This is a genomic window from Algoriphagus marincola DSM 16067 (genome assembly GCF_000429405.1).
GTDB classification, from domain to species: domain Bacteria; phylum Bacteroidota; class Bacteroidia; order Cytophagales; family Cyclobacteriaceae; genus Algoriphagus; species Algoriphagus marincola.
In genome coordinates this window covers 233,810-245,884 of record NZ_AUBU01000006.1, presented here as the reverse complement: position 1 = coordinate 245,884, position 12,075 = coordinate 233,810, and the positions used below count along the sequence as shown (strand labels likewise).

The following is a 12,075-nucleotide window of genomic DNA, read 5'->3' as shown; positions in this document are numbered from 1 at the left end:
GAATCGGATCAGTTTTTTTTCACAAAAATTACCAATCCGAGGTATTGCTGCATCAATTTATTTGGTAACTTATAAAAACCTTAACCTACTCGAATGACAGGAGATCACGATCACGATTGGGAAAGCGACAAAAAGCTTGTTGAGCGATTTGAAAATTCCCTTAAAGCCAATTTGGATCTGTTTTTTGACGAGGAAGAACTCGAAGACATCATCCGATTTTATTTTGATCAGCAGCGATTTATGAAAGCCATGAAAGCAGCCGATCATGCTCTGGAAAAGTTTCCCTTTTCAATAGAAATAAAGCTACTCAAAGCGCAAAGCCTGATCTTTATGGATGAGGTTGATGAAGGACTTTCCCTGTTGGAAAATATCAATAATATCTCTCCAAATAACGAGGAGATCATCCTCGCTTTAGCAAATGCCCATATCATTTCTGGAAATCCCCAAGAAGGAATTGAGCTACTGGAGCGGTTTTTACCACTAGCGGAGGATAAAGCGGAGGTTTTCTATTCTTTGGGCAATCTTTTCCGCGCCAAAGGAGACAATAAGCAAGCAAGCCATTATTTCAAAGAAGCTGTCAAGCTCCGAATCAATCATGAAGATGCACTTTTCCAGCTCGCGATGATCACGGAGGAGGAAGGCTCCTTTGATGAAATCCTGCATTTTTATCAGGAATTTATCGATCAAGACCCCTATTCTGCTGGAGCTTGGTACAATCTCGGGGTAGTTTACAATCGCTTGGGAAAATTCGAAGAAGCGATCAAGGCTTACGACTATGCCTTGCTAATTGATGAGTCATTTGCTTCTGCGTATTTTAATTTGGGAAATGCTCTGATGAATACCGAGCAATTCGAGCAGGCACGTGAAGCTTATCAAAACACGATCAATTGTGAAGGAGCCAACGCCGAAAACTGCTGCTATTTAGGCGCCGCCTATGAAAAGCTGGGTCAAATCGACGAGGCTTTCAAGTATTTCAAAAAATCGGCTAAGCTAGACGAGGAATATGACGATGCTTGGTTTGGGCTAGGGATGTGCATGCTGAAAAAAGAAAAGTTTTTCGAGGCCATTCATTATTTCAAAAAAGCACTCAACCTGAGCAAAGAAAATCCAAATTATTGGGTTGGGCTGGCAGATGCAGAATTTAATTTGGGAAATCTTCAGGCAAGCTCCGAGGCCTATGAAGAGGCGATCAATCTTGAGCCGGGTATCATGGAGACCTACGTGAACCTCTCTGTAATTTATTTTGACCAAAACCGCTTCGAAGAAGCCATCGACGTCATCAATGAAGGAATTGAGGAGCTTCCGGAGGCTGCAGAGCTCTATTATCGAATGGTCGTCTACCAAATAAAAATGGGTAAATACAAGGAAGCGTTTTCATATTTGGAAAATGCCTTAACTTTGGACTTCGACAGGCATACGATTTTGTATGATTTGATGCCCGAACTCCAGAAGCAGAAGGCGATCTACAAGCTCATTGCCCAGTACAAAGAAGAAAACCCCTAGCTTGTTATTTTAAAAATTTCACCTCCATGAATTATGTGCTGAAGAATATCCCGGTACGAACTGAAAAGCCACGTACCTCGGGATTCACCATGGCTATGGACAAAGGCCTTAGCATCAGAGAAGTAGAAGACTTTATGAGCATCTGCTCTGACTATGTTGACATTGTCAAACTCGGATGGGCCACCTCCTATGTGACCAAAAATCTCAAAGAGAAGATTGAAATCTACCGAGAAGCTGGTGTCCCTGTTTATTTGGGTGGTACTTTGTTTGAAGCTTTCATCGTCCGTGGTCAGTTTGATGACTACCGAAAAGTCCTAGACAAGTATAATTTAGAATATTGTGAGGTCTCTGACGGTTCGATTTCCCTCAATCACGATAAAAAGTGTGAATTTATTTCCACCCTTTCAAAGCAAGTGACCGTTCTTTCCGAGGTGGGCTCTAAGGATGCCGCCAAAATCATTCCTCCCTACAAATGGATCGAGCAAATGCAAACAGAACTTGACGCAGGAGCTTGGAAAGTAATCGGTGAGGCTAGAGAAGGCGGAAATGTCGGCCTTTTCCGTGATTCTGGAGAGGTAAGACAAGGTCTTGTCGAAGAAATTCTAACCAAAATTCCAGAGGAAAAAATCATCTGGGAAGCTCCTATCAAGTCTCAGCAAGTTTGGTTTATCAAACTCCTTGGAGCCAATGTAAACTTGGGAAATATCAGCCCTTCAGAAGTAATTCCCTTGGAAACAATCCGCTTGGGATTGAGAGGCGACACATTCGACCATTTCCTAGGCGATATCAAGCTGTAAATTTTACATTATTTCGGGCTGATCGAATCCATCGGTCAGCCCTTATTTTTCTATGAGATCGATCAAAAAGTACCTCATTAACTACCTGAAAGGACTGGCTATGGGTGCCGCAGATATCGTTCCCGGTGTCTCCGGCGGATCCATTGCGCTGATTACAGGTATCTACCAGCAGCTGCTCGACAGTATCAATTCCTTCAACAAAGAAAATCTCTCCCTTCTGCTGAAGCTTGAGCTCAAAGGCTTTTTCAAGTCGGTAAACGGGAAGTTTTTATTGAGCCTGGTTTTGGGGATTTTGACAAGTGCATTTACACTCTCGAGGCTGATCACCTACTTGATGGATGAGCACCCCATCCCGCTGTGGTCTTTTTTCTGTGGCTTGATCTTAGTCAGCGCCTTTTGGATCCTTAAGGAAATCAAACGCTGGCATCTAGGAGTGGTGCTTGCTGTAGTTTTGGGAACAGCACTAGCTTGGTGGGTGACTGAGCTTCCGCCTACGAGCTCTCCTGACGCAACCTGGTTTACCTTTGTTGCCGGGGCGATCGCCATCTGTGCCATGATATTACCAGGAATCAGCGGAAGTTTCATTTTGCTCATTTTAGGTAAATATGAAAACATTATGACTGCTATTTCCGAGAGAGATCTTTTTACCTTGGGGGTATTTGCAGCTGGCTGCGTAGTTGGAATTTTGTCCTTCAGCCGAGTGATTTCCTGGCTTTTGAAGAAATTCTATTCTACCACGATTGGCTTACTTTCAGGATTTATGCTTGGCTCGATCAACAAACTCTGGCCTTGGAAAGTAGTCACCCAATACCGAACCTCTTCCTCAGGTGAGCAAAAGCCCTTTTTGACTGAAAATCTCTGGCCTTCTGAATATCTTGAGCAAGTAGGCCTTGAGCCAAATTTGGGTTTAGCAATAGCTGGCTTTGTCGGAGGTGTTGTATTAGTTTTGGGAATTGATCTAGTTGCTGACTATCTGAAAAAATAATGCGAAAATTTGGCTTAATTGGTTTTCCACTGGGACACTCTTTCTCAAAGAAATATTTCACAGAAAAATTTCAAAAAGAAGGACTAGACGATTGTCAATTTGAGCTTTTTGAAATCGAAACAGCCGACCAACTCAAAAAAATTGTTGCCGAAAACCCTTCTCTAGAAGGTCTCTCCGTAACCATTCCCCACAAGCAAGCAGTCATTCCACTTTTAGATGATTTGGATCCGGCTTGCGCAGCTATCGGCGCAGTGAATTGTATCCAAATCAAGGATGGAAAGCTCATCGGATACAATACTGATTACATCGGGTTCAGAGATTCGCTCGAAATGTGGCTGGATGGAAAAGAAGTTGCGGCATTGGTCTTGGGTACAGGAGGTGCCTCCAAAGCTGTCTGCAAAGCATTGGAGGATCTTGGGATTGAATACTTGTCAGTATCACGCAAGACCACTGATTCGAGTATCAACTATGAGGAATTGGCTGGAAAGCCCGAGCTTTTTGAAAAGTATCCTTTGATTATCAATTGCACACCATTGGGTACTTTTCCAAACACAGATGCCATGCCATCAATTTCAAAGGAAGCTTTTACCAAAAATACCCTCGTTTATGACCTGGTCTATAATCCGGCAGTTACGAAGCTCATGCAAACTTGTCTGGACAAGGGTGGAAAAGCCAAAAACGGCCTAGAAATGCTTGAAGGTCAGGCTGAAGCTGCTTGGAAAATCTGGAATTCCTAATTAGGGTCAATCAATAATTCTGCGTGGAATATCCCGCGGCAATCGGGTGAGCAATTCGTAGTTCACCTGCTGGGTAGACTCCGAAAAGGAAGCTACGGTAATCTCTTTCCCTTTTTGCTTTCCAATCATCACTACCTCATCTGCAATCTGCACATCCTTGACGTGAGAGACATCCACCGCTATGGCGTTCATGGTGACCGTCCCCACTACCTGGCAGTGCTTCCCTCCAATCAAAACTAGACCTGAATTAGAAAGCAGCCTGCTATAGCCATGTCCATATCCAACAGGCACTATGGCCAAAAGCATATTTTTCAAGGCCATAAAGCTATTTCCATAGCCAACAAACTCACCCATTTCGACCTTTTTGACGCTCATCACCTGACTTTTCCAGGTGATCAGTCGCTTTAAAGGATTCTTATTGGCTTTCGGAAGATCCTTTAGCTTTGCAAAGAAGGTTTCCTTTGTGGGCCAAAAGCCATAGCCTGCTATTCCGATTCGCACCATATCCATGATCGTTTCCGGAAAAATTAAAGTTGTTGCTGAGCAAGCGGTATGATAGCGATTGAAAAAGAGATTATTTTCAGAGAGAAAATTCTTGAAATCATAGTAGACAGCAATTTGGTTTTTGACCCGAACATAATTGCTGACACTTTCAGCTCCGGCATAATGTGTACATAAACCCTCTAAAATGACATAATCCTTTGCCTCTTGCAGAAGCGAAGCGAGCTGAGCTCGATCTTCCCAATCAAAACCTGTCCGATGAAAGCCTGTCTCTAATTCCACGTGAATTTTAGCTGCAATTCCCAAGTCTTGGGAGACTTGAATAGCTTTCTGAAGCCGATCAAAATCAAAGACATAAAAGCTAATTCCAGCCTGAATCAAATCCGGAAGCTCGGAATCATAGAGCATGCCCAAAATCATGATCTCAGAAGCTCTCGTAGAGTGTCTTTTGACTAGCCAGGCTTCATCCGAACTAAACGTACTAAAGTGTCGAATTCCGGCACGTTCAGCGATTTCGACCATCTGAGCAATGCCGTGTCCATAGGCATTTCCTTTCACCACCGCAGAGATGGTTGGTTTAGGCCCAATTTCCGAGCGGATATAGCGGATATTCTGTCGGTAAGCTTTCGCACTTATTTCTAAACGGGAAGTCGGTATGCCATCAGGTAATTCTTGCATGGCTAAAAATTAAGCCTCATTACCTCCAAATCCCAAAGCTTTCCTACTTTTATTCAAAATCAAGATGATGGAAGAGCAAAAAAATAGAACCCGCTGTCCTTGGTGCTTGGGCTTTCCCCAATATATCGAATACCATGACAGGGAATGGGGTGTGCCCGTCTATAATGATAAGGTACATTTTGAGTTTTTAGTTTTGGAATCAGCGCAGGCAGGCTTGAGTTGGGCGACGATTCTGAAAAAGCGGGAAGGCTATCGCAAAGTTTTTGCGGATTTTGACTACCAAATCGTCGCTGAATTTCCTGATAGCTATGTGGAGGAATTGCTTCAGGACCCGGGAATCATCCGAAACAAGCTCAAGATCAAAGCGGCTATCAACAACGCCCGGCGATTTATGGAAATCCAAGAGGAATTTGGATCTTTTTCGAAATACATCTGGTCATTCGTCGGCGGAAAACCCATCCAAAATCAGCTTCAAAACATGAAGGATGCCCCTGCCACATCACCCGAATCCGATAAACTGGCCAAAGACCTAAAGAAAAGAGGCTTTAAATTTTTGGGAAGCACGACCATCTATGCTCATATGCAGGCGACAGGCCTGGTGAATGATCATTTGGTGGATTGCTTTCGATATAAGGAAGTTTTGGAATTAAACGAAAGCAAAGAAAATTAACCATACGATAAAGAGCAGTGGAAGCAAAATCGGAAGTGAGAAGCGGATGATATAGCCAAAGAAGGAAGGCATTTTGATTCCGCTTTGCTCGGCGATTGACTTCACCATAAAGTTGGGTCCATTTCCGATATAGGTCATCGCTCCAAAGAATACCGAAGCAATCGCAATCGCCATTAGTTCGAAGGCAGAATCATGGAATCCATCCGCAGCAAACTGCCGCACCTCCTCAATATTATTGATCGAGGCTCCTTTGGAAGCCATGGCAGCCGCTAAGAAATTCAAATAGGTTGGGGCATTGTCCAGGAAGCCTGATAAAATACCCGTTCCCCAATAGAGGGTATTATGAGTGATCAACGCTGAACCTTCAGGAGACTTGGCGAAGTTGCCTACCAACTCCAAGGCAGGCATCATCGTACCGAAAATCCCAATAAAGATGAATGCCACCTCACGGATCGGTTCGAAGTTAAATTCATTCCCTTTGATCGCGCGCTGATCAGCAAAGCGATAGGACAGAAATGCAACGGATAGCATGATGATTTCCCGTAGGAATGAGAATTTTTGTCCGTCATACACGATTGCCGGCACCCACTCGATCACATTTGGGTCCAAGAAAACCGAACAAATCACGATGAAAAGCCATCCAAAGTTCTTCACTCCGATCAGGGTAAACTTATTGGTGTAGGTAGTTTCTTCCAATTCACTATCATCTCCCGCACGTCCCAGTTTGCGATCGATAAAATAGAATGCTACTGCAAGCACAGCCAAAGCGAATATCCAGGCAGGCCAGTTATGCTCTAGGGTCCAGAAGAATGGAATCCCCTTCAAGAAACCCAAGAAAAGTGGCGGGTCACCGATCGGAGTCAGAGAACCTCCCACATTACTCACCATGAAAATAAAGAAGATGATGTGATAAGCTTGAATATTTCCTTTATTCAAACGGATGAATGGTCTTATCAAAAGCATGGATGCTCCGGTAGTACCAATCAAATTGGAAATTAAAGCACCGATTAATAGCAAACTGACATTTGCCAGTGGGGTAGCTTTCTTATCAATTTCTATCAGAATCCCTCCTGAGGCAATGTAAAGTGATGCCAATAAGGCTATGAATTGAACATACTCAGCCAAGGCATGAACAGGACCATGGACATTCTGAAGGATGAATAAGTAATAGGAAACGACCAACAAGGCTAAGGCCACAGCTATTTTGGGGTAGTTGTGATGCCAAAAATGCTCATAAAATAAGGGACCGGTGGCAATCATCAGCAGCAAGGCAACAAAAGGAATCACCAACCAACCTGGAGGTGCATGATGTGCTTCCTCTCCATGGTCTCCTCCATGATCTTCAGCACTTTGTCCATGCTCAGTATTCGAGGATTCCGTAGACTGATGATCTTGGTCAGTAAGGATTTCTAAGGAAACCGCTTCCTTCGCAAAACTTTTCTGTACTGAGAAAGCCTGAAAAAATAATATTCCGAAAAGTAGGGTAACTACTGGTATAAAATTCCTCATTTTTCTGATAATAGGTGTGCTGCGTTTTATCTGGGGGTAATTTAAGCAAAATTTTAATTGCCCAAATGTGGCTGAGTAGCTTTGCTAAGCTACTGATTTTGCCGGAAATCGCCCAACTCATAAATGGGAAAGCCCAGCAGAATTAATCAAAAATTAATGCTTTCTGGGCTTTCTGAAAGAATAGTTTTACACGAGTTGAGCCAAAGCTATTTTAAAGGAGCTTTCTGCCAGTTTGGTTTTTGTTGGGTTTTCTGAGAAAGTATTCTTCAAAGCTGTTTCGATCGTCTGACTGACATCGGCAAAGATTGCCTCATCCGTAACTTCGACCTCCTGACTCATTAGATAAGCAAATACCCTCGCCATACCGCAGTTGGCTATGAAGTCAGGAATCACCGAAACCTGCTGATCAGTCCAAGTTCCTATCGGCCCAAAGAAAATCTCAGGGTCTGCAAATGGAACATTGGCTCCACAAGAGATTACTTCCAAGCCCGCTTTGATCATTCGATCGGATTGTTCTTTAGTAATTAATCTCGATGCCGCTGCGGGGATGAAGATTTCACTTTCGAGATCCCAGATTTTTTCATCAATCTCTTCGAAAGGAATTAAATCATCTGAAACGAGCGTATTTCCAATTCGATTGAGGAATAGTTCTCTGACCTCATCCAAAGAATAGCCTTCCGTATTGATCAGACCTCCATTCTTATCGATAATTCCGACAATCTTAACACCCTCGACCGCTAAAAAGCATGCAGCCGCAGAGCCTACATTACCCCATCCTTGGATGACTGCTCGCTTTCCTTTTAGGTTACCTCCCCATATTTGGTAATAATGCCGCACTGCTTCTGCCACCCCAAAACCCGTGATCATATCTGCCACGGTGTACTTTTTTGCACCATTTGGAGTGTATTTAGGGTCTTCCAAGACTTTGGAGACTCCTTGTCTAAGCTGACCGATTTTCCGGATTTTTTCCGGTTCGGTGGCATGAAAATGCCCGTTGACGATTCCTTCTTGAGGATGCCAGATGCCATAGGACTCCGTGATGGGAATGACTTCGTGTATTTCATCCACATTCATATCTCCTCCTGTCCCGTAGTAATTTTTTAAAAGAGGAGTGACGGCCTTGTACCATCGCTTCAAAACTTCCTCTTTCCGTGGGTCTTTTGGATCAAAGTTGATTCCCGACTTAGCCCCGCCAATCGCCGGACCCGATACGGTAAATTTTACTTCCATTGTTTTGGCCAATGATTCTACCTCACGCTTGTCTAGGCCTTTTCTCATACGGGTACCGCCGCCGGCAGCTCCTCCACGGAGGGAATTAATCACGACCCAGCCTTCTGCCTCGGATTCGGAATCTGACCATTCAAAAATGATTTCAGGTTTCTTATTTTCAAACCTTTTGAGTAATTCTTGCATCGTTTATTGGGTTTATATCTGCTCTGCAAAAATAGAAAATATTCGAGCCTGACCCAGAAAAAATACATAAGGGGAATCTTTGGCTCCCACAGACTTACCTAGCCATAAATTGTCCCGGAACAGGAATCCCTTGATGCTCCTGTCACATCCGAAAGGACATTATCGATCCCTAAAATTCTTAAGTAGCCTAAAAAGGCGAAAACAAGCGCTTCTTTGAATTCAATCAATTGATTGGATGCCGCTACCTGTTCCCAGTTTGAATCCAATTTTGAATCCAGTCTTTTTATGAAATTTTCATGATAGGCACCGCCGCCGGTAATCAGCACTATGGGGTTTGGAGTGGAAGCATTTTTTCGAATGACAGAAGCAATTTGAATGGCATAATGCTCAACCAGCGTAGCGAGAATATCCTTTGGAGAAAGTGCTACCTGGTCGATCAAGGGAAAAAAGTCCCGGTCCATGTCTTCTCTTCCCAATGATTTGGCTCCGGTTTTTTGATAAAAAGAAACTTTATTTAAGCGATTCAAAAGCTCATCATCCACCTTGCCTTGAGCGGCCCAGGCGCCCTTATCATCGTAAGGTGCGCCAAGCTGCTCGGCGAGGGGATTTAGCAATAGATTGAAAGGACAGGTGTCAAAGGCCAGTCTCTTTCCTGCATACTCCATGGAAATATTGGCAATTCCACCCAAATTGAGGCAAAAATCCATATCCGAAAAAAGCATGCGGTCACCGATTGGGACTAAAGGAGCACCCTGACCTCCCAATTGCACATCGAGCATCCGGAAGTCATTGACTACTTTCAATCCGCTGTATTGATGCAGGGACCAACCATTCCCAATTTGAAGGGATAAGCCCTTGTCAGGTTGATGAAAAACCGTGTGTCCATGGGAGCAGACTGCCAAAGGCTGTAAGTTTCTTTTCTGACAAAAATCTCGCACCTGCAGTCCCATCCAAGCTCCAAAATCCACATCCAATAGGGCCAAATGCTCCCCTGATAGCTGATGTGATTTACTCAACAAACTCGCCAAATCCTCCGGAAAGGGTACCGTCTCCGCATGAAGAATCTCAAAACTCCAATTCTCCTTTTTTGTAAATCGACAATAGGCAATATCCAATCCATCACCGGAAGTTCCGGACATCAGGCCGATTAAATCTGCAGCGTACTCCATGGGGTTAATGTTTGTTAAGTGAAACGAGGAATAAAGATAATTTTAGATTTAAGAAAATGCCCGCTTTTTTGAATTGGCTAATTTGCGAAGCTTAATCCAAATGGAAAATCTCATCATCGATATCGGTAATTCCCGAATTAAGTCCGCTCTCTTTTCGGGAGAGGATTTGATATGGGAAAAAAACTTTCAGGAATTGGCTGAGGCAAGGGGATTTTGGCGATCTCAGTCCTTTGAGCATTGCCTAATTTCCTCTGTCCGGTGGAGCAAAGAAGAATTGGAATCGGAACTGGATTTCCCATTCATTTTTCTGACTCATGCTACTCCAATACCCATCAAAAACGGCTATGAAACGCCTCAAACGCTGGGATTGGATCGAATTGCCGCAGCAGTAGGAGCATGGAAGCTATCTGGAGAGAAGCCTTGTCTTAGCGTGGACTTGGGCAGTTGCATGACCTTTGAGCTCGTGGACGAACACAATGTCTACCAAGGAGGGGCTATCAGTCCAGGCCTTCAAATGCGGGCAAAAGCCATGCATGAATTCACCGCTAGGCTCCCATTGGTTCAGGTAAATGAGAAAATCACTAATCCTTTGGGAAAAAAGACTGTCGATGGAATGAGATCAGGAATTTGGTATGGTATAGCCTATGAGATTGAGGGGCAAATCAGACATTACCTCCGAGAATATCCCGATTTACAGGTATTTATTTGTGGAGGGGATGCCCAAATTTTTGATTCATTGGCAAAAGCACACATATTTGTAGTCCCAAATTTGGTCCTGCGCGGATTGAATTGCATTCTAAACCACCATGTTGAGCAAAATTAAATGGCAGTTGTTGGGTGTTTGCTGCACCCTTTTATTATTTACTGAGGTAAAGGCACAGTCGAGTGCATCTACTTACTCGGCCCTTGGAATCGGTGAATTCAATTATTCAGGACTCACTCACAATCAAGGAAACGGTGGACTTGGAATAAGCTTCGGTACAGGCTGGAATCCCAACTATGTCAATCCGGCCCTTCAGACCCGAAATACGATTTTCAACTTTCAGGCGGCACTGAATTACAAGCGAATCAATGCTAATAACGGCTCTGAGACAGCAGATGTAGATGGAGGAGGACTTTCTTACATCGCCATGTCGCTTCCCTTCAAGCCTACAAAGTTTACCATGGGTATGGGTCTCAATCAACTCACCTCGGTAAACTATGACTTGGAGATTACTAGTCAGGTGGCAGGCACAGATCTCAGCAGCTTCAATACTATTACCGGAGACGGTGGAATCTCGGAAGCCTACCTTAGTGGTGGGTTTTTGGTTGCTAAAAACCTGAGCCTTGGATTCCATGCATCCTACTTTTTTGGATCTACGATCCGAACCAATCAGCTGTCTATTTTCGACACCTTAGGAACTCAAGTAGGGAACACTTCCGAATTTTATGAAAGATTAACAATCAGTGATGTGGGCTTCAAATTTGGGGCGCACTACTTTTTCCCTGTAAGTGAAAATGGAAACCTTCATCTGGGCGCCATTTATCAGAGAATAGGCGATCTCCGTGGAAAAGCTTTTGCCAAACTAGCAGCATTTGGCCAAGCTAGCGACCCCGAAACGCCGGGGGACCTGCTTGCAGATGATTTGAGGGGAAGTATTTCAATACCAAATCGTTACGGATTTGGAGTGAGTTATGAGCGAGCCAATAAATTTATCGTAGGGCTAGAGGGTCAGTATCAAGACTTTGCAGATTTCAGAAGCTTTCTAGGTGATCCACTTCAACTTCAGCAGGCGATCAAAGTGGGGCTGGGATTTGAATATGTTCCTGATTATCTGTCTGTGGACAACCTTGCTAAGCGCTCTACTTACCGGGCAGGATTTGAATTTCAGCAGACTCCGTATGTACTGAACAACACACAGATCAATGACCTTGGCATTAACTTTGGAACTTCATTTCGTGTTAATCAACTGTCCGTAGTGAACTTGGCCATGAAGATTGGTCAAAGAGGAACCGTGGACTCAGGGCTTGTCAGAGAAACCTACGTAAACTTCTCCCTAGGATTCTCTTTGAATGATAACACCTGGTTCTACAAGCGGGTATTTGAATAAGATAAAACTATTAAACCGAATAA

11 protein-coding genes are annotated in these 12,075 nt (G+C 43.8%); 7 read left to right on the top strand and 4 right to left on the bottom strand.

The window, feature by feature from the left end; genetic code table 11:
• The first annotated feature begins 93 nt into the window (after positions 1–93).
• Genes G457_RS0109515 through G457_RS0109500 form a run of 4 tightly spaced genes read left to right on the top strand, consistent with a single transcriptional unit; the run spans position 94 to position 4,022 of the window.
• Positions 94–1,503, top strand: a complete 1,410-nt coding sequence (locus tag G457_RS0109515; RefSeq protein WP_026946270.1) for a tetratricopeptide repeat protein — start codon at positions 94–96, stop codon at positions 1,501–1,503.
• A gap of 26 nt (positions 1,504–1,529) precedes the next feature.
• Positions 1,530–2,300: a phosphosulfolactate synthase gene (locus tag G457_RS0109510; RefSeq protein ID WP_026946269.1), complete on the top strand. Its 771-nt coding sequence runs from the start codon at positions 1,530–1,532 to the stop codon at positions 2,298–2,300.
• Positions 2,301–2,352: 52 nt separating this feature from the next.
• A complete protein-coding gene (locus G457_RS0109505) occupies positions 2,353–3,285 on the top strand; it encodes a DUF368 domain-containing protein (RefSeq protein ID WP_026946268.1) in 933 nt (310 codons plus the stop codon).
• Positions 3,285–4,022 (top strand): shikimate dehydrogenase family protein, encoded by a 738-nt coding sequence (locus G457_RS0109500; protein WP_026946267.1) that lies wholly within the window; start codon positions 3,285–3,287, stop codon positions 4,020–4,022. The genes G457_RS0109505 and G457_RS0109500 overlap by 1 nt, the downstream gene beginning before the upstream one ends.
• 6 nt (positions 4,023–4,028) lie before the next feature.
• Here the strand turns inward: G457_RS0109500 and alr are convergent, their stop codons facing one another.
• A complete protein-coding gene (gene alr, locus G457_RS0109495; protein WP_026946266.1) occupies positions 4,029–5,201 on the bottom strand; it encodes an alanine racemase in 1,173 nt (390 codons plus the stop codon).
• A 64-nt stretch (positions 5,202–5,265) separates the two neighbouring features.
• Here alr and G457_RS0109490 point away from each other — a divergent pair, with 64 nt between their 5' ends.
• Positions 5,266–5,871 (top strand): DNA-3-methyladenine glycosylase I, encoded by a 606-nt coding sequence (locus G457_RS0109490; protein WP_407637263.1) that lies wholly within the window; start codon positions 5,266–5,268, stop codon positions 5,869–5,871.
• Here the strand turns inward: G457_RS0109490 and G457_RS0109485 are convergent.
• The 3 genes from G457_RS0109485 to G457_RS0109475 form a co-directional block, all read right to left on the bottom strand.
• The gene (locus G457_RS0109485; RefSeq protein ID WP_026946264.1) at positions 5,848–7,380 is read right to left on the bottom strand and encodes a sodium:proton antiporter; all 1,533 of its coding nucleotides are present in this window, start codon (positions 7,378–7,380) and stop codon (positions 5,848–5,850) included. The genes G457_RS0109490 and G457_RS0109485 overlap by 24 nt on opposite strands.
• 186 nt (positions 7,381–7,566) lie before the next feature.
• On the bottom strand, positions 7,567–8,793 hold the full coding sequence (locus G457_RS0109480; RefSeq protein ID WP_026946263.1) for a Glu/Leu/Phe/Val dehydrogenase dimerization domain-containing protein: 1,227 nt from the start codon (positions 8,791–8,793) through the stop codon (positions 7,567–7,569).
• A gap of 98 nt (positions 8,794–8,891) precedes the next feature.
• The gene (locus G457_RS0109475) at positions 8,892–9,962 is read right to left on the bottom strand and encodes an anhydro-N-acetylmuramic acid kinase (protein ID WP_035483576.1); all 1,071 of its coding nucleotides are present in this window, start codon (positions 9,960–9,962) and stop codon (positions 8,892–8,894) included.
• Positions 9,963–10,062: 100 nt separating this feature from the next.
• On the opposite strand from G457_RS0109475, the gene G457_RS0109470 reads away from it, so the two are divergent.
• Together G457_RS0109470 and G457_RS0109465 are read left to right on the top strand one after the other, a co-directional pair.
• Positions 10,063–10,785 carry a type III pantothenate kinase gene (locus G457_RS0109470; protein WP_026946261.1) on the top strand — a complete coding sequence of 241 codons (723 nt, stop codon included), beginning with the start codon at positions 10,063–10,065 and terminating at the stop codon, positions 10,783–10,785.
• A complete protein-coding gene (locus G457_RS0109465) occupies positions 10,769–12,052 on the top strand; it encodes a hypothetical protein (RefSeq protein ID WP_026946260.1) in 1,284 nt (427 codons plus the stop codon). Before G457_RS0109470 ends, G457_RS0109465 begins: the two co-directional genes overlap by 17 nt.
• Positions 12,053–12,075 lie beyond the last annotated feature (23 nt).

What these genes read in the sequence shown, in the direction of transcription:
- G457_RS0109515 (WP_026946270.1), top strand. Translation starts at nt 94, where the DNA reads ATGACAGGAGATCACGATCACGATTGGGAAAGCGACAAAAAGCTTGTT.
- G457_RS0109510 (WP_026946269.1), top strand. Translation starts at nt 1,530, where the DNA reads ATGAATTATGTGCTGAAGAATATCCCGGTACGAACTGAAAAGCCACGT.
- G457_RS0109505 (WP_026946268.1), top strand. Translation starts at nt 2,353, where the DNA reads ATGAGATCGATCAAAAAGTACCTCATTAACTACCTGAAAGGACTGGCT.
- G457_RS0109500 (WP_026946267.1), top strand. Translation starts at nt 3,285, where the DNA reads ATGCGAAAATTTGGCTTAATTGGTTTTCCACTGGGACACTCTTTCTCA.
- alr (WP_026946266.1), bottom strand. Translation starts at nt 5,201, where the DNA reads ATGCAAGAATTACCTGATGGCATACCGACTTCCCGTTTAGAAATAAGT.
- G457_RS0109490 (WP_407637263.1), top strand. Translation starts at nt 5,266, where the DNA reads ATGATGGAAGAGCAAAAAAATAGAACCCGCTGTCCTTGGTGCTTGGGC.
- G457_RS0109485 (WP_026946264.1), bottom strand. Translation starts at nt 7,380, where the DNA reads ATGAGGAATTTTATACCAGTAGTTACCCTACTTTTCGGAATATTATTT.
- G457_RS0109480 (WP_026946263.1), bottom strand. Translation starts at nt 8,793, where the DNA reads ATGCAAGAATTACTCAAAAGGTTTGAAAATAAGAAACCTGAAATCATT.
- G457_RS0109475 (WP_035483576.1), bottom strand. Translation starts at nt 9,962, where the DNA reads ATGGAGTACGCTGCAGATTTAATCGGCCTGATGTCCGGAACTTCCGGT.
- G457_RS0109470 (WP_026946261.1), top strand. Translation starts at nt 10,063, where the DNA reads ATGGAAAATCTCATCATCGATATCGGTAATTCCCGAATTAAGTCCGCT.
- G457_RS0109465 (WP_026946260.1), top strand. Translation starts at nt 10,769, where the DNA reads ATGTTGAGCAAAATTAAATGGCAGTTGTTGGGTGTTTGCTGCACCCTT.